At 69.4% G+C, this 19,908-nt stretch carries 19 protein-coding genes; 7 read left to right on the plus strand and 12 right to left on the minus strand.

Going from position 1 to position 19,908, the window contains the following annotated elements:
* Positions 1-10 precede the first annotated feature (10 nt).
* The 8 genes from fdxA to OMP39_RS06575 form a co-directional block, all read right to left on the minus strand.
* Positions 11-334 carry a ferredoxin FdxA gene (gene fdxA / locus OMP39_RS06540; RefSeq protein ID WP_264894125.1) on the minus strand — a complete coding sequence of 108 codons (324 nt, stop codon included), beginning with the start codon at positions 332-334 and terminating at the stop codon, positions 11-13.
* A gap of 160 nt (positions 335-494) precedes the next feature.
* Positions 495-1,256, minus strand: a complete 762-nt coding sequence (cobA, locus tag OMP39_RS06545; protein WP_264894127.1) for a uroporphyrinogen-III C-methyltransferase — start codon at positions 1,254-1,256, stop codon at positions 495-497.
* 27 nt (positions 1,257-1,283) lie between these two features.
* Positions 1,284-2,561 carry a sulfate adenylyltransferase subunit 1 gene (locus OMP39_RS06550; protein ID WP_264894128.1) on the minus strand — a complete coding sequence of 426 codons (1,278 nt, stop codon included), beginning with the start codon at positions 2,559-2,561 and terminating at the stop codon, positions 1,284-1,286.
* Entirely contained in the window at positions 2,561-3,520 is a 960-nt protein-coding gene (gene cysD / locus OMP39_RS06555) for a sulfate adenylyltransferase subunit CysD (RefSeq protein ID WP_264894130.1), read from the minus strand. The genes OMP39_RS06550 and cysD overlap by 1 nt, the downstream gene beginning before the upstream one ends.
* Complete coding sequence (locus OMP39_RS06560) at positions 3,517-4,269, minus strand: phosphoadenylyl-sulfate reductase (RefSeq protein ID WP_264894131.1); 753 nt, start codon at positions 4,267-4,269, stop codon at positions 3,517-3,519. Before OMP39_RS06560 ends, cysD begins: the two co-directional genes overlap by 4 nt.
* Positions 4,266-4,751 (minus strand): DUF934 domain-containing protein, encoded by a 486-nt coding sequence (locus OMP39_RS06565; RefSeq protein WP_264894133.1) that lies wholly within the window; start codon positions 4,749-4,751, stop codon positions 4,266-4,268. The genes OMP39_RS06560 and OMP39_RS06565 overlap by 4 nt, the downstream gene beginning before the upstream one ends.
* A gap of 15 nt (positions 4,752-4,766) precedes the next feature.
* A complete protein-coding gene (locus tag OMP39_RS06570) occupies positions 4,767-6,479 on the minus strand; it encodes a nitrite/sulfite reductase (RefSeq protein WP_264894135.1) in 1,713 nt (570 codons plus the stop codon).
* Positions 6,480-6,489: 10 nt separating this feature from the next.
* Positions 6,490-7,257, minus strand: a complete 768-nt coding sequence (locus OMP39_RS06575) for a sulfite exporter TauE/SafE family protein (protein ID WP_264894136.1) — start codon at positions 7,255-7,257, stop codon at positions 6,490-6,492.
* A gap of 295 nt (positions 7,258-7,552) precedes the next feature.
* Between OMP39_RS06575 and OMP39_RS06580 the strand changes: the two genes are divergently transcribed.
* On the plus strand, positions 7,553-8,350 hold the full coding sequence (locus OMP39_RS06580; RefSeq protein ID WP_264894137.1) for a patatin-like phospholipase family protein: 798 nt from the start codon (positions 7,553-7,555) through the stop codon (positions 8,348-8,350).
* Positions 8,351-8,561: 211 nt separating this feature from the next.
* On the opposite strand, the gene OMP39_RS06585 is transcribed toward OMP39_RS06580, so the two are convergent.
* Positions 8,562-9,113: a phasin family protein gene (locus OMP39_RS06585; protein ID WP_264894139.1), complete on the minus strand. Its 552-nt coding sequence runs from the start codon at positions 9,111-9,113 to the stop codon at positions 8,562-8,564.
* A 206-nt stretch (positions 9,114-9,319) separates the two neighbouring features.
* On the opposite strand from OMP39_RS06585, the gene OMP39_RS06590 reads away from it, so the two are divergent.
* The 6 genes from OMP39_RS06590 to OMP39_RS06615 all read left to right on the plus strand — a co-directional run bounded on the left by OMP39_RS06590 (position 9,320) and on the right by OMP39_RS06615 (position 16,072).
* Positions 9,320-10,300, plus strand: coding sequence for an IS5 family transposase (locus OMP39_RS06590; protein WP_028915768.1), 981 nt, complete (start codon positions 9,320-9,322; stop codon positions 10,298-10,300).
* Between the two features lie 270 nt (positions 10,301-10,570).
* Entirely contained in the window at positions 10,571-11,530 is a 960-nt protein-coding gene (locus OMP39_RS06595; protein ID WP_264894141.1) for a histone deacetylase family protein, read from the plus strand.
* The gene (locus OMP39_RS06600) at positions 11,511-11,954 is read left to right on the plus strand and encodes an acyl-CoA thioesterase (protein ID WP_264894143.1); all 444 of its coding nucleotides are present in this window, start codon (positions 11,511-11,513) and stop codon (positions 11,952-11,954) included. Before OMP39_RS06595 ends, OMP39_RS06600 begins: the two co-directional genes overlap by 20 nt.
* Before the next feature lie 158 nt (positions 11,955-12,112).
* Positions 12,113-13,528 carry a sodium:proton antiporter gene (locus OMP39_RS06605; protein ID WP_264894145.1) on the plus strand — a complete coding sequence of 472 codons (1,416 nt, stop codon included), beginning with the start codon at positions 12,113-12,115 and terminating at the stop codon, positions 13,526-13,528.
* Between the two features lie 64 nt (positions 13,529-13,592).
* On the plus strand, positions 13,593-14,615 hold the full coding sequence (locus tag OMP39_RS06610) for a 2-hydroxyacid dehydrogenase (RefSeq protein ID WP_264894147.1): 1,023 nt from the start codon (positions 13,593-13,595) through the stop codon (positions 14,613-14,615).
* Between the two features lie 26 nt (positions 14,616-14,641).
* The gene (locus OMP39_RS06615; protein ID WP_264894457.1) at positions 14,642-16,072 is read left to right on the plus strand and encodes a DNA recombination protein RmuC; all 1,431 of its coding nucleotides are present in this window, start codon (positions 14,642-14,644) and stop codon (positions 16,070-16,072) included.
* 21 nt (positions 16,073-16,093) lie between these two features.
* On the opposite strand, the gene mnmC is transcribed toward OMP39_RS06615, so the two are convergent.
* The 3 genes from mnmC to earP all read right to left on the minus strand — a co-directional run bounded on the left by mnmC (position 16,094) and on the right by earP (position 19,866).
* Entirely contained in the window at positions 16,094-18,034 is a 1,941-nt protein-coding gene (mnmC, locus tag OMP39_RS06620; protein ID WP_264894149.1) for a bifunctional tRNA (5-methylaminomethyl-2-thiouridine)(34)-methyltransferase MnmC2/FAD-dependent 5-carboxymethylaminomethyl-2-thiouridine(34) oxidoreductase MnmC1, read from the minus strand.
* Positions 18,035-18,150: 116 nt separating this feature from the next.
* Complete coding sequence (efp, locus tag OMP39_RS06625; protein WP_264894151.1) at positions 18,151-18,705, minus strand: elongation factor P; 555 nt, start codon at positions 18,703-18,705, stop codon at positions 18,151-18,153.
* Between the two features lie 84 nt (positions 18,706-18,789).
* Positions 18,790-19,866 carry an elongation factor P maturation arginine rhamnosyltransferase EarP gene (gene earP / locus OMP39_RS06630; protein WP_264894152.1) on the minus strand — a complete coding sequence of 359 codons (1,077 nt, stop codon included), beginning with the start codon at positions 19,864-19,866 and terminating at the stop codon, positions 18,790-18,792.
* Positions 19,867-19,908 lie beyond the last annotated feature (42 nt).

The raw sequence follows: 19,908 nt of genomic DNA on the forward strand, positions 1-19,908 counted from the left end.
GCTGCGATGCTCAGCGGATCAGCTCGGAGAGCTTGTCCTTCTTGTCCTTCCACTCGTCGGCATCGGGCAGCGGGGCCTTGCGCTTGGTGATGCTCGGCCACTTCTTCGCCAGCTCTGCGTTGAGCTGGATGAAGTGCTGCTGGTCGGCCGGCACGTCCTCCTCGGGCAGGATGGCATTGACCGGGCACTCGGGAATGCACACCGCGCAGTCGATGCACTCGTCCGGGTCGATGGCCAGGAAGTTGGGCCCCTCCCGGAAGCAGTCCACCGGGCATACGTCCACACAGTCGGTGTACTTGCAGCGGATGCAGGCCTCGGTCACTACGTGGGTCATACAGGTCTCGCGTATGTGGTTGGTGAATCGGGATGTCCGTGTGCGCGGCGCTTGATCTCCCGCCCCGAGGGCGCGAGCCGCGCCCGGCGCGACCGCGCGGCCGGCTGAGCGCCGCGACCCGCGGCCCTCAGCCGCGAATTGGAGCAGCAAACATGCGATTTTAAGACGCCAGGGTTTTCCCCGGCACTTGACCCTGCGCAAGCTCGATGCCGGGCCGGGCAGGGGCGACCCCCAGGGGTGCGGCCCCCGCCCCCACTACCACCACGGTGGGCCGCCCGGCGTGCAGCACGCTGGCGCGTGCGAGGTCGGCGACGGTGTGGCGGCTGTGGAGTTGATCCGGCCAACCGGCGCGCGAGACGACGCTCGTGGGGGTGTCGGCCGGCCAGCCGGCCTCTTGCAGGCGGCGCGCCAAGGCGCCCAACTGCTTGCCCGCCATGTAGAAGACCTCGGTGTCGGCGGTGCGGCTGGCTCGCAAGTCGCCGGTGCGCGTCATCGCGGTGGTGAGGCTCACGCTGCGGCCGCTGCCGCGGCGCGTCAGCGGCAGCCGGGTGTCGGCGGCCGCGGCCAGGGCCGCCGTGACGCCCGGCACCACGATGGCCTCGAACCCCGCCCGCGCGAGCGCTTCCAGTTCTTCTTCCAGCCGCCCGAACACGCTCGGGTCGCCGCCCTTCAAGCGCACGACCAGCGACGAGCGTGCGGCATGGCGGACCAGGAGCGCATTGATGGCGTCCTGGCCCGTGCTGTCGGCAAAGCCTCGTTTGCCGACGTCGATCCACCGCGCTTGGGGCGCCAGATCGCGCAATGCCGGGTCGGTGAGCGCGTCGTGCAGCACGACGTCGGCCTGCGCCAGCAAGCGCGCGCCGCGCAGCGTGATGAGGTCGGCCGCCCCGGGGCCCGCGCCGATGAATGCGACCGTTCCCATCGCTCGTTCCTCGCTCCCCGCGCAGTCCTACTGCGCCGCCTTGACGAGCAGCGCGCCACTCGTGCGGTTGCTCGCGGGGTCGACGATGATCAGTGCGCCGCCGACGCGGTTGTCTTCATAGGGCTCCACCGGCAGCGGCTGCTGTGTCTCGACGATCACATGGCCGATGTCGTTGACGGCCAGCTCCTGTGCGTCGGTGGCTTGCAGCGTGTGGATGTCCAGGCGGCTGTCGATCGCCGAGATGCGGGCTTGCACCCAGCGGTTGCCGTGGCGCACCCAGTACTTGCGCCCGACGACGGCCGGCTCGGTGTCGAGCCAGGCGAGCGTGGCCGCAAAGCGCTGAGCGGCGCGGATGGAGCCGGGCGTGGCGATCCAGTCCCCGCGCGAAACGTCGAGCTGACGGTCCAGCACCAGACCGGCCGATTCGCCGGCCGAGCAGCCGTCGACGACCTCGCCGGCACGCCGCACCTCGGCCACGGTGGCGAGTTCCCCGCTCGGGAAGATCTGCACCGAATCGCCCGCCTTGACGCTGCCGTGCGCGATGCGCCCCCACAGCGTGCGCGGCTGGTTGCCGGTGCCTTCGCCTTCACGGGCCACGTACTGCACCGGGATCAGCAGGTGGCCGCTCTGACGCTCCTGCGTGGTCGGCAGCGACTCCAGCAGTTGCAGCAGCGAGGGGCCCTGGTACCAGGGCGCCTCCAGCGGCTGGGTGACGTTGTCCCCGCGCAGGGCCGACACCGGGATGATCCCCGCCGGGCGGATGGCGGCCTGCTCGGTGAAGTCCAGCAGCGCATCGCGCACCGCCTCGAAGGCGGCCTGCGGTTGGGCGACCGCGTCGAGCTTGTTGATCGCGAACACGATGCTGGGCACGCGCAGCAGCTGCGCCAGCAGCGCGTGGCGGCGGGTCTGCGGCAACAGCGCGACCGGCCGGGCGGAGGTGTCCAGCTTGGTGATGTCCACCAACACGACGGCCGCATCGCTGCCGGCCGCCGCCGTCACCATGTTGCGGGTGTACTGCTCGTGGCCCGGGGCGTCGGCGATGATGAACTTGCGCTGGCGGGTCGCGAAATAGCGGTAGGCGACATCGATCGTGATGCCTTGCTCGCGCTCGGCTTCGAGGCCGTCGGTCAGCAGCGACAGGTCGATCTGCTCGCCGGCGGACTTCTTTTGCAGCACGTCGAGCTGATCGGCCAGGATCGCGCGGCTGTCGTAGAGCAGACGGCCGATCAACGTGCTCTTGCCGTCGTCGACGCTGCCGGCCGTCAAGAAGCGCAGTGCGCGGTGAGGGGCGTGCTCCAGAGACATCAGAAATACCCTTCCTTCTTGCGACGCTCCATCGAGCTGTCGGAGGTGCGGTCGTCCATGCGGGTGGCGCCGCGCTCGCTGACGGTGACGGTCAGCGTCTCGGCGACGATCTCGGCCGGCGTGGCGGCCGTGCTTTCCACCGGGCAGGTGCAGGTCATGTCACCGACCGTGCGGAAGCGCACCTGCGCGGTCTCGACCTGCTCGCCGGGCTGCACGGGGGTGACCTCGGTCACCGGCACCAGCAGGCCCTTGCGCCGCACCACCTGGCGGTCGTGCGCGTAGTACAGGCTCGGCAACGGGATGTTCTCGCGCGCGATGTAGAGCCACACGTCCAGCTCGGTCCAGTTGCTGATGGGAAAGGCCCGCATGTGCTCGCCCGGCTTGATGCGGGTGTTGAACAGCGTCCACAGCTCGGGTCGCTGCTCCTTGGGTTGCCATTGGCCGAAGCTGTCGCGGTGCGAGAAGATGCGTTCCTTCGCGCGGGCCTTCTCCTCGTCGCGCCGGGCGCCACCGATCAGCACGTCGAAGCGGTGCTCCTCGATGGCCTCCAGCAGCGTGACCGTCTGGTGGCCGTTGCGCGACTCGAGCGGGTGCGCCAGACGCACCTTGCCGCGCTTGATGGAGTCCTCCAAGTGGGCCACGACCAGGCGTTCGCCCATCTCGGCCACCCGCCGGTCGCGGAACTCGATCACCTCCGGGAAGTTGTGGCCGGTGTCGACGTGCAGCAGCGGAAAGGGCAGGCGGCCCTTGTACCGGCCTTGCCCCACGTGGGTCTTGAAGGCCTTCTCGGCCAGGCGCAGCACGACGCACGAGTCCTTGCCGCCGGAAAACAGCAGGGCGGGGCGCTCGAAGGCGGCGGCGGTCTCGCGCAGGATGAAGATCGCTTCTTCTTCCAGCCAGTCCAGGTGCCGATGGTCCAGCTCCGGCAACAGCTTGTCGAGGCTGACGGGGGCGTTCATGCGTGGGCTCCGATGATCGATACGACGGCGGGTTCTTCCTGCTTCACGTGCAGCCCGCACTCCTTGGCTTTCTCGTCCTCCCACCACCAGCGCCCGGCGCGGAAGTCCTCGCCCACGGCGATGGCGCGGGTGCAGGGGGCGCAGCCGATGCTGGGCATGAACTGGTCGTGCAGCGGGTTGTAGGGGGCTCGATGCGTGGCGATGTAGTGCCACACGTCGTTCCAGCTCCAGTCGGCGAGCGGGTTGTACTTCGTGCGGCCCTGGTCGTCCGCTTCGCTGAAGGGCACCTCGGCGCGCGTGTTCGACTGCTCGCGGCGCAAACCGGTGATCCAGGCGCTGCGGCCGTTCAGCATGCGCGCCAGCGGCTCGAGCTTGCGGATCGCGCAGCACTGCTTGCGCAGGTCGATGCTCTGGTACATCGCCTTCTCGCCGTGCGTGCGCACGAAGTGAACCACCGTCTCCTCGACCGGCCGGTACACCTCGACGCCGACACCATAGCGCTCCTCGATGCGCCCGATCAGCGCGACCGTCTCGTCGTGCAGCTTGCCGGTTTCGAGCGTGCCGAGCGCGATGGGCAGGCCGTGACGGGCGATGAGGTCAGTGAGGACCATGTCCTCCGCGCCAAGGCTCGTGGCCTGGACCACACGACCCGGATGCCGCGCGGCCGCTTCGCGCAGCACGGCCAGGGCGTGGTCCACCCGGGCTTCGAAGCCCGGGGTGTGACGGGCATAGAGTTCGATCGCGCTCATGCAACAGCTCCTTCCGGGCGGCGAAAGCGCGGCTGGCGCTCGTGCACGTCGCCCTGGTAGTACGCCGGGAAGTGCGCGAGCAAGCGCCGGGCGACCTCGGCGCTCTGGCCTTCGCGCAGCACGGCCGCATCGAAGCCGGTGCGGTGCAGGAGCGGCACCATGTCCACGACCACGTCGCCGGTGGCCCGCACCTGGCCGCTGAAGCGATAGCGGTTGCGCAGCAGGCGCGCCTGGCTGTAGGCGCGGCCGTCGGTCCATTTGGGGAAGTGCAGGGCGACCAGCGCAATGCGGGGCAGGTCCGGTTCCAGCGCCTCGATGTCCGCATCGTTCGGGAAGGCGACGCCCACCGGCACGTCCGCCGGCCACTGCTCGCGCACCTGCTGCCACTGGGCCCAGGTCAGCAGGCGATTGGGCAGGGGAGTGCCCGGCTCGCCATCGGCCCAGGGCGTCCAGTCGTCGTGTAGGGGGTCGATGAAGTTCATGTGCGGGGCTCCTCGTCAGGCGGCCATCGCCTTGCCGCCGGTGGTGCGTCGCACGGCGTTGGCCGCCGCCTTGAAGGGCTCCAGCCCGAGGCGCTTCACCGTGTCGATGAAGCGCTCGTGGGCCGCGCGTTGCTCGCGGTAGATCTCGATCACCGCCTCGATCACGTCGGGCACCTCGTCGGCCGCGAACGACGGGCCGATCACCTTGCCGGCGACGGCCGCGCCGCTGGGCGTCGAACCGTCGGAGCCGCCGAGGGTGATCTGGTACCACTCGGAGCCGTCCTTGTCGACGCCGAGGATGCCGATGTGGCCGCTGTGGTGGTGGCCGCAGGAGTTCATGCAGCCGCTCATGTGCACGTCGATGTCGCCGATGTCATAGAGCTCGTCGAGGTCCTGGAAGCGCTCGGTGATCGCCGCGGCGATGGGGATCGAGCGGGCGTTGGCCAGTGCGCAGAAGTCGCCGCCGGGGCAGGCGATCATGTCGGTCAGCAGGCCCACGTTCGGCGTCGCGAAGCTCGCGGCCCTGGCGGCCTGCCACAGGGCGTAGAGCTCGCTCTCGCGCACCCAGGGCAGCACCAGGTTCTGGTCGTGCGTGACGCGGATCTCGCCGGCGCTGAACCGCTCCGCGAGATCGGCCGCGGCTTCCATCTGCTCGGCCGTCACGTCCCCGGGTGCCTGGCCCACTCGCTTGAGCGACAGCGTCACCGCCCGGTAGCCGGGGAAGCGGTGCGCATGCACGTTGCGCTCCAGCCAGCGGCGGAAGGCCACGGGCACCTCGCCCACGTCCACGGCGAGCGAGTCATTGGCCGCGTCGTATCGCACCCCGGCCGGCACGTCGAAGTGCTGGGCCACGCGGTCCAACTCATCCTGCGTGAGGAGGTGAGCCGCGCCGTCGACATCGCGCTCGAGGATCGCCCGGAACTCCTCCTCGACGTCGTCGATGAAGCGAGGGCCCTCGGCCTTGACGAGGATCTTGATGCGGGCCTTGTAGATGTTGTCGCGCCGGCCATAGCGGTTGTAGACGCGCACGATCGCCTCGATGTAGACGAGGATCTGCTCCCACGGCAGGAACTCGCGCACGACGGTAGCGGTGATCGGCGTGCGGCCCATGCCGCCGCCCACCAGCACCTTGAAGCCCACGTCCCCCGCCTCGTTACGCACCAGGTGCAGCCCGATGTCGTGCCAGGCCAGGGCTGCGCGGTCTTCCTTCGCGCCCGTCACCGCGATCTTGAACTTGCGCGGCAGGAAGGCGAACTCCGGGTGCAGCGTCGACCACTGGCGCAGGATCTCGCAATAGGGACGCGGGTCCACCACCTCGTCCGGCGCGATGCCCGCGAAGGCGTCGCTCGTGATGTTGCGGATGCAGTTGCCGGAGGTCTGGATGCCGTGCATGTCCACCTCGGCCAGTTCCTCCATCACGTCGGCCGCGCGGTGCAGCGGGATCCAGTTGAACTGGATGTTCTGGCGCGTCGTGAAGTGACCGTAGCCGCGGTCGTACTCGCGGGCGATCCTGGCGAGGCGGCGCAGTTGCGCCGAGTTCAGCTCGCCATACGGAATGGCGATGCGTGCCATCGGCGCGTGCCGCTGGATGTACCACCCGTTTTGCAGCCGCAGCGGACGGAAATCATCGTCGCTCAGCGTGCCCGCCAAGTGGCGCTCGAGCTGATCGCGGAACTGCGCAGCCCGCAGCTTGATGAACTGCTTGTCGAATTCGGTGTAGCGGTACATCGTGCCTGTTTCAGTGAATGACCTTGAGCCCGGCCGTCACGAGCGACACGCACAGCAGCCCGCGCACCAGGCGGTCGGGCATGCGGCGGGTGAGCTGGGCGCCGATCCAGATCCCCGGCACCGAGCCCATCAGCAGCGCCGCGAGGAGCGGCCAGTCCACGTGGCCCAGCGAGGCGTGGCCGATGCCGGCCACCAGCGTGAGCGGCACGGCGTGGGCGATGTCGGTGCCGACGAGGCGACGCGCCTCGAGGCGGGGGTAGAGGAAGAGAATCAGCGTCGCGCCGATCGCACCCGCGCCGATCGAACTGAGCGAGACCAGCACGCCCAGGATGGCGCCGGCGGCGACCGTGAGTGCCGGCTTTCGGTGCTCCGGGAGCCAGCGTTGCAGCTTCAGCGCGACGCGGTGCCACGCCTGCTTGTAGGCGACGGTCACCGCCGTGAGCAGCAGCGCGATGCCCAGAGACAAGGTCAAGGCACTGGCCCACCCCTTGGTGATGCCCGTGGCGTGCATCAATCCGATCATGGCCAGCGTGGCCGGGATGCTGCCGGCCAGCAGCAGTCCGGCGATGCGGTAATCGACGTTGCCGTGCCGCTGGTGAGCCACGGAGCCGGAGATCTTGGTCAGGGCGGCGAACCACAGATCGGTCCCGATGGCGACAGCCGGGTTCAGCTTGAACACCGAGATCAGCAGCGGCGTCATCAACGAGCCTCCGCCCACCCCGGTCATCCCGACGATGGCACCGACACCGAACCCGCTGATCACCGCAATCCAATCCATACCTGCCCTTCGTACCCGAGGCCGCCGACTGGCGACGAGTGAAGACGCACTGTAGGAGGACGCTATATATATTGGAACTACAAATTCGTTGATTGGTTATCGCGTTCAGTTATTTGGTGGGTCCTAGAATGCCGGGCCCATGATCCCCGTGCTCGTCGGCGCTTTCCGAACGCTCGTCCCTCGGCGGGCCGCGACGGTTCTGCTTTGCGCGGCCTTGGCCGCCTGCCAGACCGTGCCCCCCGGCTCTTCGACCACCACCGTCACTCCGCCCCCACCGCAGCCGCCATCCGCGACGGTGCCGACGCCTCCCGCGCGACCGCCGCGCATTGGGCTCGCGCTCGGCGGCGGGGCGGCCCGGGGCTTCGCGCACATCGGGGTGCTGCAGGTGCTGGAGGAGCAAGGGATCCGCCCCGATCTGGTGGTGGGGACCTCGGCCGGTAGCGTGGTCGCGGCGCTGTACGCGGCCGGCAAGACCCCGGCCCAGTTGGCCAGCCTCGCGGCGTCGATGGACGAGTACACCATCAGCGACTGGTCGTACCCGCTGCGCGGTGTGATCCGTGGCGAGGCCTTGGCACGCTATGTGAACCAGCAGGTGGGCGGCAAACGCCTGGAGCAGATGAACGTGCCCCTCGGCGTGGTGGCGACCGACCTCGGCACAGGCGAGCCCATCCTGTTCCAGCGCGGCGATACCGGCACGGCCGTCCGGGCCTCGAGCGCGGTCCCGGCGGTGTTCCAGCCGGTGCGCATCAATGGGCGGGAGTATGTCGACGGCGGCCTGGTCTCGCCGGTGCCCGTGCGGTTCGCGCGCCAGATGGGGGCGGACGTCGTCATCGCCGTGGACATCTCCGCCGTGCCGCAGGGCAACCCGGTGAGCGACGCGGTGAGGCTGCTGCTCCAGACCTTCGCCATCATGGGGCGCAGCATCAACCAGTTCGAACTGCGCGAGGCGGACGTCGTGATCCGGCCCAAGCTGAACGGCGTGTCCAGCGCCGACTTCGCCGCGCGGGCACGGTCCATCCAGGCAGGACGCGAGGCCGCCCAGGCCGCCATTGCCGAGATCAAAGCCAAGATCGCCGGCGCGAAGGCCCATTGAGGGCCCTGCGGGCGGACGGGCGGATCGAGGCCGGGCGGCAGAAGCAAAAAAAAAGCCCGGTGGAGGACCACCGGGCCGAAGGTACCTTGAAGGGGATCTCGAAAGGTACCGAGGAGACAACCTTTCAGGGAGACCGTGAAGCATCACGGCTACCCTGTAGATAGGGCTACCGGTTCGAAGTTCAAGCCCTATACAAAGTTTTACCTACTCCTCAGGCCGCGGCTCGCTTGGGCTTGGCCGCCTCGGCCGCCTTCACGGCGGTGTTCGTCACCGCCTGGATGTTGGCCTCGGCCACGTGCGCCGCTTGCTTCACGGCCTTGTGCACGCTCTCGAACGCGTTGTTGGCGGCGGTCACGGCCGACTTCACCAGCGCGGCGGCGTTCTCGGTGCCGGCGGGCGCGTTCTTGATCGCCGTGTCCACCACAGCCAGGAACTTGCGCTGCATGTCCGCCAGTTGCTCCTCCGCCACGCGGCCGACCTCGGCGTTGGTGGACGAGGCGATGTCGTAGAGGTGGCGGCTGTAGGCAGCGGCCTTCTCGGCGACGGGCTGGAGCAGACTGGCTTGCAAGGCTAGCAGTTCCTGGGCGTCCTTGACCGACAGGACGGCCTGGGCGTGGTCGGCGGCTTCCTTCAGCGACGTCTTGGCAACCTGGACATTCAGCTCGACGAGCTTCTCGACGCCTTCCAGGGCCTTCTGGGTGAGACCGAACACGGTCTCGACGTTGGCTTTCTGGGCAGCAATGATTTGTTCAGCGGTCAACATGTGAATACCTCCATGGCAGGTTAGATGTGCTCAGCGCTTGTTGACTGTATGTTGCGCTGCAGCATGACTTCAGTATAAGGACTGGAGCGGGCATTGCAAGCCTTCGTTGTTGCGATGCAGCAAAATTAGGGGCGGTCCTCTAAGGAAGGTCTGAACAACTCCGCCCGATTGCGCGACAATGCCTCACCGTGATCGGGGTGAGTGCGATGCAGCTGTCGTTCGGTGATGCCGAGGGTCTGGGGAGCCGCAAGCGCACGCGGCGCGAGGTGTTTTTGGCGGAGATGGAGCAGGTGGTGCCGTGGCAGGCGCTGCTGGGTCTGATCGAGCCGCACTACCCGAAGATGGGCCGTCCCGGTCGCCAGCCCTATCCGTTGGCGACGATGCTGCGCATCCACTTCCTGCAGCAGTGGTATGCGCTCAGCGACCCGGCGATGGAAGAAGCCTTGTACGACACGCCGGTGATGCGCCGCTTCGCGCAGTTGGGCGGGCTTGCCGACATCCCGGACGAGACGACGATCCTCAACTTCCGCCGGCTGTTGGAGACGCACGGGCTGGCCGAGAAGCTCTTCGAGCAGGTCAACGCCCATCTTCAGCGCAAGGGCCTGAGCCTGCGCAGTGGCACGATCGTGGATGCCACGATCATCAGTGCGCCGAGCTCGACCAAGAACAAGGCGGGCGAGCGCGATCCGGCGATGCACCAGACCAAGAAGGGCAACCAGTGGTTCTTCGGGATGAAGGCGCACATCGGCGTGGATGACGCGTCCGGTCTGGTGCACCACGTGGAATGCACGGCGGCGAACGTGGCCGACGTGACGCAGGTGTACAAGCTGCTGCACGGCCGGGAAGACACGGTGTGCGGCGACAGCGGCTACACGGGTGCCGAGAAGCGCGAGGAGCTGCAGGACGTGGACGCCGGATTCCTGATCGCGGAGAAGCCGTCGAAGCTGCGTGCGATGAAGAACGAGCGCGAGCGGCGCTACGCCGAGCGGTGGGAGCGCTACAAGGCCAGTCTGCGGGCGAAGGTGGAGCACCCGTTCCGGGTGATCAAGCGGCAGTTCGGCTACACGAAGGTGCGCTACCGCGGCCTGGCGAAGAACGCGGCGCAGGTGCTGACGCTGTTCGCGCTGTCGAACCTGTGGATGGCGCGCCGGCGTTTGTTGCCGACGACGGGAGCAGTGCGTCCGTAAGGCGGGGAAACCCGCCAAAAACCGCCCTGCACGGGCGAAATCCGGCTCGAAAGCGACGCCAGGCCGGCGCCACGATGCCGCAATCCGGGCGGCAGAGCGGGTTGTTCAGACCTTCCCTAACGGGCCAGGCTGTGCGCAGTGGACGAGGGCAGGGCATCCTGGCATCCGCAGGTGACACCCGCGTGACGTGACGGCCGACGTTCGCGCGGCACAATCGGCCCAGGGCTCCAGGCCGGCCTGCCAGGCTGGTGGCGCCTGGCCCACCCCTTCATGAGAGCCTTCTACTGCGACCATTTCGTGCTGCCTCTGCCGCCGGGGCACCGGTTCCCGATGCAGAAGTACGGCCTGCTGCGCGACCGGGTCGCGGCCGAGTTGCCGCAGGTGCGGCTGGAGGAGGCCCAGCCGGCGTCCGACGGCGAACTCGCGCTCGCCCATCACCCGCGGTACGTGAGCGCCGTGGCGCAGGGGTGGCTCACGTCCCAGGAGCAGCGGGAGATCGGGTTTCCATGGTCGCCCGCGATGGCGGAGCGCGCTCGCCGTTCGGTCGGCGCGACGATCGCCGCTGCCCGGGCAGCGCTGGACGACGGGGTCGGGGCGAACCTCGCCGGGGGGACGCACCATGCGTACGCCGATCGCGGGGGCGGTTTCTGCGTGTTCAACGATGTCGCGGTGGCGGCCCGGCTGATGCAGGCCGAGTGGCACCGCAGACACCGGGCTCTGCTGCGGGTGCTGGTGCTGGACCTGGACGTGCACCAGGGCAACGGCACGGCGGCCATCTTCGCGGACGACCCGACGGTCTACACGGTGTCCTTGCACGGCCAACGCAACTTCCCCTTTCGCAAGGAACGCAGCGACCTGGACGTCGAGCTGGCCGACGGGTGCACCGACGAGCCGTACCTCGACGCGCTGGACGAGGCCCTGCGCGCGGTGTGGCGGCACCACGAGAACCGGCCTCCGGGCTTGGTGTTCTACCTGGCCGGAGCGGACCCCCACGAGGGGGATCGTCTGGGCCGGCTGAAGGTCTCGGCGGCCGGCCTTGCCGAGCGCGACCGCAGGGTGTTCGCATCCATGCGCGAGCGGGGGGTGCCGGTGGTCGTGACCATGGCCGGCGGCTACGGGCACGACATCCATCAGACCGTCGCGATCCAATTGGAGACCCTGCGTATCGCGCAGGCCGTCGCCGTTCATCCACGTTCTCCTGCACATCCCCATGTCGAGACCGCAACCTGAGCCTCGCAGCGCCTATCCGTACTTCCTGCCCATCACGACACGCTGGATGGACAACGACGTCTATGGCCACGTCAACAACGTCGTCTACTACAGCTACTTCGACACCGTGGTCAACCGCTACCTCGTCGAGCGGGGTGTGCTCGACATCCACCAGGGCCAGACCATCGGCCTCGTGGTCGAGACGCAGTGCAACTACTTCTCCTCGATCGCGTTCCCTCAGCTCGTGCATGCGGGGCTGCGTGTGGCGCAACTGGGCCATTCGAGCGTGCGGTACGAGGTGGGTCTCTTCGCGGACGACGAACCGCTCACCGCGGCGAAGGGGCACTTCGTGCATGTGTACGTCGACCGCGGGAGCCGCCGCCCGGCCGCGTTGCCGCAAGCCCTGGTGGCGGCACTCGAGCCGCTGAGACGCGCGCCGGGTTGACGGCGTCGCGAACGCTGCGCGATTTCAGCCAATCGCAAGGTCGGGGGCGCTCCGGTTCCTATAATCGCGCCGCCCGCGGGCGTCCGTGGGCGACGCGATCCCGACGCCCCGCCGCGCCCAGCCCGGGCGTCGCAGGGCTCGTCTGCCGGAGTCCTCCCATGAATCGCTTCGTGATCCGAGGGGCAGTGCTGACCCTCGCCAGTGCGCTGCTGCCCGGTCTCGCCCATGCAGCCGACATCGACGGCAGCCAATTGGCCGTGTGGTGGGCCATTCCCTTTGCGGGCATGCTCCTGTCGATCGCGTTCGTTCCGCTCATCGCGCCGTTCTTCTGGCATCACCATTACGGCAAGATCACCGCGGGCTGGGCGCTGGCGTTCCTGCTGCCGTTTGCCGCCGTGTTCGGGCCGGGGACGGCCGCGGCGGGCTTCGTGCATGCGCTGGTGGCCGAGTACGTCCCCTTCATCATCCTGCTCACCGCGCTGTTCACGACGGCCGGCGGCATCTACATCCGCGGCAACCTGCACGGCAGCCCGGGGCTCAATGCGGGCCTGATGGCAGTGGGGGCGGGGCTGGCGAGCATCATGGGCACCACCGGCGCCTCGATGCTGCTGATCCGCCCGCTCATCCGGGCGAACGACAACCGCAAGCACGTCGCCCACGTGGTCGTCTTCTTCATCTTCATCGTCTCCAACATCGGGGGCTCTCTCACCCCCTTGGGCGACCCGCCGCTGTTCCTCGGCTTCCTGAAGGGGGTGGACTTCTTCTGGACGGCGCGGGTGATCTTCCCGGAGACGCTCTTCCTCGTCGCGGCCTTGCTCGCGCTCTTCTACGTGATCGACTCCTACTACTACCGCAAGGAGGGCGTCCAGCCCGTCGATCCGACCCCGGACTCGCGCGACGTCGGCATCGAGGGCAAGGTCAACCTGCTGTTGCTGCTGGTCATCGTCGGGCTGGTGCTGCTGAGCGGTGTGTGGAAGTCTTCGGTGGAGTTCGACGTTTTCGGGACCGCCGTCGGACTGCCCCAACTGATGCGTGACCTCGCGCTGGTGGCGGTGATCTTCGTCTCGCTCGCGGTGACGCCGCGGCAGGCGCGCGAGCAGAACCAGTTCGGCTGGGCCCCGATGGTCGAGGTGGCCAAGCTCTTCGCCGGCATCTTCCTCACCATCATCCCGGTGCTGGCGATGCTCAAGGCGGGTCTCCAGGGGCCTTTCGCTCCCATCGTGCAAGCCGTCACCGGGGCCGACGGGCAGCCGGTTCCCGCCATGTATTTCTGGGCGACGGGGCTCCTGTCCTCGTTCCTCGACAACGCGCCGACCTACCTCGTCTTCTTCAACCTTGCCGGCGGGGAGCCTCAGGTGCTGATGACGAGCCTGGCACCCGTCCTCGCGGCGATTTCCGGGGGGGCCGTGTTCATGGGCGCCAACACCTACATCGGCAACGCCCCCAACCTGATGGTGAAGGCGATCGCGGAGGACCGCGGCATCCGGATGCCGAGCTTCTTCGGCTACATGGCGTGGTCGGGTTTCATCCTGCTGCCGCTGTTCGCGCTGGTGACCTGGATCTGGATGCGCTGAGCTGCGCGCGGCGCATGGGGCAGGCCCCGGTGCGGCGGCCGGGCGCTTGCCCGACAATGGGGCCATGAAGCCCAAAGTCCTCGTCACGCGTCGCATCTTCCCCGAAGTGGTGGAGCGTCTGCGCCAGCACTTCGATGTCGAGTACAACGAAGCCGACCGGCTCTGGAGCCCGCAGGCGCTGGCCGAGCGCCTGCGCGAGAAGGACGGTGTCTTTCTGACGCCGACGGAGCGGGTGGACGTCGCCTTGCTCGACGCATGCCCCAGGCTCAAGGTGGTGGCCAACATGGCCGTGGGCTACAACCACATCGACGTGGCCGCATGCACCGCCCGCGGCGTCTTGTGCACGAACACACCCGATGTCCTGACCGAGACCACGGCCGATTTCGGCTTCGCTCTCGTCCTTGCGGCGGCGCGAAGGGTGACGGAGGCCGAGCGTTTCCTGCGGGAAGGCCGCTGGCAGACCTGGTCCGTGCACATGATGATGGGCCGTGAGGTGCACGGCACCACGCTGGGCATCCTGGGGATGGGCCGCATCGGCCAGGCGATCGCCCGGCGCGCGGCGTTGGGCTTCGGCATGAGGGTGCTTTACCACAACCGCTCGCGCCTGCCCGAGGCCGTGGAGGCCCAGTACGGCGCTCGCTACGTGGACAAGGACACGCTGTTGCGCGAGGCGGATCATGTGATCGTGGTCGTGCCGTACTCCCCGCAGACGCACCACCTCATCGGTGCCGCCGAGCTGGCGCTGATGCGACCCACCGCCACGCTGACGAACATCGCCCGCGGCGGCGTCGTCGACGATGCGGCGCTCGCCCAGGCCCTGCGCGACGGGCGCATCGCCGCCGCTGCGCTCGACGTGTTCGAGGGCGAGCCGCGCGTGCATCCGCACTTGCTGCAAGTGCCGAACGTCGTGCTCACGCCGCACATCGCCAGCGCCACCGAGACCACCCGCCGGGCGATGGCCGAGCTCGCCGCCGACAACCTCATCGCCGGCCTGGGCTGCGGCCCGCAGGCGGGCCGACCGCCGACGCCCCTCAACCCCGAGGTGCTGTCGTCCACGGCCGCGGGCGAGGGGAGGGCCGGCTCGTGAGCTGGGAGTGGATCGCCCTGGCGGGCATGCTGGCGGCCAACCTGGCCTTGTCGTGGTGGTTGTTGGCCACCTTGCGTTCGCGCGAGGCCCTCTCCCGCGCCGAAGCCTGGCGCGACGAATTGCACACCCTGGCCCGCATGCAGAACGAAGCCGGTGCCCGGATGGAGCGGGAGTTGCGCGACGAGGTGGCACGAACCGGCCAGGCCACGCGCCAGGAGCTCGCGACCACCCTCGCGCTCTTCCAGCAGACCCTGCTCACGCAGCAAGGCGACGTGGCGCGCACGCAGAACGAGCAGATCGACAGCTTCCGCGCGCAGCTGGCGGCGATGCAGCAGGCGGTCGGCGATGCGTTGCGGCACGCGACGGCGGGCCTCGCAGCGCAGTCCCAGGCCGCCCGTGAGAGCCAGGATGCGGCGTTGCGCCGTTTCGGCGAGGCGCTCGGCGAGCAGGTGCGCCAGCTGACGGAGAGCAACGAGCGCCGACTGACCGAGGTGCGCGCCACCGTCGAGACGCGGCTGGCGGCGCTGGCGGCCGACAACGAGAAGAAGCTGGAGCAGATGCGCCAGACGGTGGACGAGAAGCTGCACGCCACGCTCGAGCAGCGTCTGGGCGAGAGCTTCCGCCAGGTGGCGGAGCGGCTGGAGCAGGTGCACCGGGGCCTGGGCGAGATGCAGAACCTGGCGCAGGGCGTGGGCGACCTCAAGCGCGTCCTCTCTAACGTCAAAACGCGCGGCGTGCTGGGCGAAATGCAGCTGGCAGCCCTCCTCGAGCAGGTGTTCACGCCCGAGCAGTACGCGGCGAACGTGGCGACCGTGCCCGGCAGCCGCGAGCGGGTGGAGTTCGCCATTCGCCTGCCTGGCAAGGGCGACGACGGCGCCCCCGTGTGGCTGCCGTTGGATGCGAAGTTCCCTCGAGAGGACTACGAGCGCTTGCTCGATGCGCAGGAGCGGGCGGACCGCGAGGGGGCTGAAGCCGCAGCGAAAGCGCTGGAGCTGCGCATCCGCGAGGAGGCGCGGACCATCTCGGCCAAGTACGTGGCGCCCCCGCATACGACCGATTTCGCCGTGCTTTTCGTGCCGACCGAGGGCCTCTACGCGGAGTTGCTGCGGCGCCCGGGCCTGCTCGAGTCGCTGCAGCGGGAGCACCGCGTCACGCTGGCGGGGCCGACGACCTTGCTCGCGATGCTGAACAGCCTGCAGATGGGTTTCCGCACGCTGGCGCTCGAGAAGCGCTCGTCGGAGGTGTGGAAGGTGCTCGGCGCGGTCAAGACGGAGTTCCTGAAGTTCGGCGACGCGCTGGCCAAGACGCGCAAGAAGATCGAGGAGGCGGGCAACGTGATCGAGGCGGCCGAGCGTCGCACCCGCGTGATGGGGCGTGCGCTCAAGACCGTCGAGGCGCTGCCCGAGGCCGAATCGCTCGCCCTCCTGCCCGCGGCGAGCGCAGAAGAGGTGGACTGAAGCCGCCGGGGCGCTGGCCCCTCAGCGAGGCGCCCGGCGCACTGCGCGGCTGATGAAGCGGGCCGGGTCCAGCGCGTCGCGCAAGTCGGCCTCCACCGGCAGCGGGCTGCCGTCGATCCAGGCAGCGAGCACCTCGCCGCAGAGCGCCGACCAGGTGATGCCGCGGGAGCCGAGGCCGGTGCACAGATACAGGCCCGGGCGCCGCGGCACGTGCCGCGGCTGAGTCAGGCGCTGCGGCGAGGCCTGGGCCGCTTCGTCGTCGGGCACCGGGCCGACGAGCGGCAGGCGGTCCTCGGTGACGGCGCGCCAGCCCACGCGCCCGCGCAGCGCGAGGGGTGAGGGGCGCACCGGGTGCCCCGTGAGCCGTGCCAGCTGCTCCAGGTTGTGGAGGTGGTCTGCCTCGCGCACCGCGCCGTCCGGATCGTCGGCCTGCGCGGTCGCGCCGCACCAGACCCAGCCGTCGTGCGCGGGCAGTACATAGCCTGCGCTGGCCACCGGCACGTGCGGTGCTCGCAACCCCGGGGAGTCCGCCGGAACACCCGTGATCTGGCCCCGCACCGCGCGCAGGCGCCACGCCGGGGACGGTGCAAGCCAGGCCGCGTCGGCGGCATTGGCGAGCACCACCACCGGTGCTTGCGCCAGCACCTCGCCGTGGGCCGCGCGCAGCTGCCATCCTTGCGGGACCGCGTGCAGCGCCTCCACGCGGGCGTCGCCGCGCCATTGCACGCCCGGCGTCCCCAGCCAGTGGGACACGAGCGAGGCCGGGCGCAACCATCCGCCGGAGGGGAAGAACCAGGCGGGCGAGGTCAGCCGGATCCCCGCCATCTCGCTGGCAAGGCCCGCGTCGAGGGCCTGCGCGTACCGAGGCGGCAATCCCAGGGCGTCGAGGAGGGCTCGCATCTGCCCGAGCGTTGCCTCCTCGTCACCGGCGAGGAGGCTTTCCAGGCGAAGCAGCCCGTCGAAGCCCCCGACGAGTGCGGGGCGGAGGCGGTCGACCAGGGCCGCCAAGTGGAGCGCCGCGCTGCGGTGCAGGCGGGCATGGGGGCCGTCTTGTCGGTTCACGATGCCGCGGTACAGGCCCCCGGGGTTGCCGGAGCCTTCCTGGGCCGCGCTGGCATGCCGGTCGAACACCGTGCAGGCCCAGCCGCGCACCGCGAGCGCGGCCGCAACCGAGGCGCCCGCCAGACCGCCGCCGACGATCAGCGCCTCTCGCCGGGCCACGTCGGCCCCCTGGAGCGCCACCGGGCCGCGGGGCTGATGGCGAGGGGCATGGCGGGCGACGGTCATGTCGCGTTTGCCGCCGAAACCGGGCGCGGTCTCCACGTCGAAGCCCGCGGCCGACAGTCCATCGCGCACGGCTCGCGCCGCGCTCCAGGTGGCGGCCGTCGCGCCCGGCGCTGCCAGCCTCGCCAGCTGGTGAAAGACCGAGGGCGACCACATCTCTCGGTTCTTCGCCGGCGCGAAGCCATCGAGGTAGAGGGCATCGGCGCGGGCCTGCAGCTCCGGCAGCAGGTCCTCGACGTCGCCGAGCGCGAGAATCAGGAGCACCCGCCCGTGCTCGAACTCCAGGCGGTGCAGGTTGGGTGTGGCCACCGGCCACCGCGCGAGGAGTTCGCCGACGAGCTCGGGCCAGGGGTGCTCGCGGTGGACGGCGGCGAGATCGCTCGCCCGCAGCGGGTGCTTCTCGATCGAGAGGAACACCAGGCGTTCGCAACGCGCGGGGTCGGCGCGCCAGGCGTGCCAGGTCGCGAGGAAGTTGTTGCCCAGCCCGAAGCCTGTCTCCAGCACGACGAACTCGCGCCGGCCGCGCCAGCGCTCGGGCAGGCCGTTGCCGCGCAGGAACACGTGCTGCGCCTGCGCCAGCGCTCCGGCGCGCGTGTGATAGACGTCACCGAATGCCGGGGCGAACGGCACGCCCTCGCGCAGCTCGATCTCGGCAGGGCGGATGGGCTTCGTGTTCATCGGCGCGGCCCGGCCCCCAAAGCAAGAGCCGGCCCGCGGGCCGGCTCGTCACTCATGCCGCAGCCCCATGTCGCGGGGGCGGCGGATCGCTCCATGCACCGGGAGTCGAAAGCGCGTCACACGCGCTTACGGTACTCGTGCGTGCGGGTGTCGATTTCGATCTTGTCGCCGGTCTCGACGAAGATGGGCACCTGGATCTCGAAGCCGGTGGCCAGCTTGGCCGGCTTCATCACCTTGCCCGAGGTGTCGCCCTTGACGGCCGGCTCGGTGTAGGTGACCTCGCGCACGACGGTCGTGGGCAACTCCACGGAAATGGCCTTGCCGTCGTAGAACACCACCTCCACGGCCATGCCGTCCTCCAGGTAGTGGATCGCGTCACCCATGTTCTCGGCCTCGACCTCGTACTGGTTGTACTCGGCGTCCATGAAGACGTACATCGGGTCGGCGAAGTAGGAGTAGGTGCACTCCTTGTGGTCCAGGATGATCTGGTCCATCTTGTCGTCGGCCTTGAAGACGACTTCGGCGTTGGAGCCGTTGAGGAGGTTCTTCAGCTTCATGCGAACGGTGGCGGCGCTGCGGCCACCGCGGCTGTATTCGGTCTTGAGCACGACCATCGGGTCCTTGCCGTGCATGATCACGTTGCCGGCGCGGATTTCCTGAGCGAGTTTCATGGCAGTCCCTCTGCGGGTGTCGTCGACGTGGCTTGCGCGCACTCGTCTAGAGAACCTTCGCAAGAACGCGCAAAGCCCATAATTCTACCCCGTCCGGGAGACGAAGCGGACGAGCTGCGTCGTCAAGTCGTCCTGTGCGAGCAGCCCGTCACGCCAGCCCGCCGTGGCACGAGGCCAAACCTCCTGGAGGGCGGCCGCCGAGAATCCTGTGGCGAAGCCGTTCCAGGCCAAGAAGGCCTGGCGCAGCGTACGGGCCGCCTCGTGGTCCGAGGTGCCCGCCAGACGGCCGAGGAAGGCCTCGAGCTTGAGGCGATGAGCGTCGTCGCTCTGGGGGTAGAGCTGCCAGACGAAAGGCTGGCCGGCCCACACCGCCCTCACCAGCGAATCCTCTCCTCGCACGAGATTGAGGTCCGAGGCCCACAGCAGGCGGTCGAACTCCGGCTGGGGCAAGGCCGGCAGGCCGGCGACGCGCGCCAGCCCGACTTCGAAGACGGCACCGGGCTGCGGCACACGGCCCAGCGCCTCGCCCACCGCTCGCGCGGCATGGCCGGGCGTGACGAGCAGCAGGTGGGGCGACTCCGCCAACTCGCCGAGCAACGCGGGCACGGCCGGGTTCGGGTAGCAGAAGAGGCTCACCACACGCTCACGCGGGCGCCGCCCCGGGCCGAGGCGTTGCAGCCAGGCCTCGCGGTCGAAGGCGGCGCGCGCCTCGAGCAGGCCGGGTTCGCGCAGCAACCCGCCCGTGGCCGGCGTGAAACCCGGGTAGAAGAAGCGCTTGATCAGGCCGGCTCCCGGCTCCACGTATCGCGGCGAGGGCAGGCCGTGGCAGCGCTCGACGTAGTCTTCCGCGCTCAGGTACTCCAGGTTGATCCACTGGGGCGGCGCGGGGCGCTCCGCCATGCGGGCAACGAAGCCTTGCGGCAGTTCGCACCCGAAAGCTTCGATGACGACATCTCCCGGCTGCGGCCAGTCGGCCGCGCCGTCCCATGGAAGCACCTCCACACCGCTGGCGCCGGCCGGTGCCATCCACGCGAGCGCGGCGGCGTCGTCCAGCCACAGCCGCACGGCATGGCCCCGCCCTGCGAGGTCGCACGCCAGCCGCCAACACACGCCCACGTCGCCGTAGTTGTCGATCACCCGGCAAAACACATCCCAGCGCATGCCGGCATTATCCCGGCGTGCCTGGAGTCCCGCGCCGCTTGG

The sequence above is a fragment of the Schlegelella aquatica genome (assembly GCF_026013905.1).
GTDB classification, from domain to species: Bacteria; Pseudomonadota; Gammaproteobacteria; order Burkholderiales; family Burkholderiaceae_C; genus Caldimonas; species Caldimonas aquatica.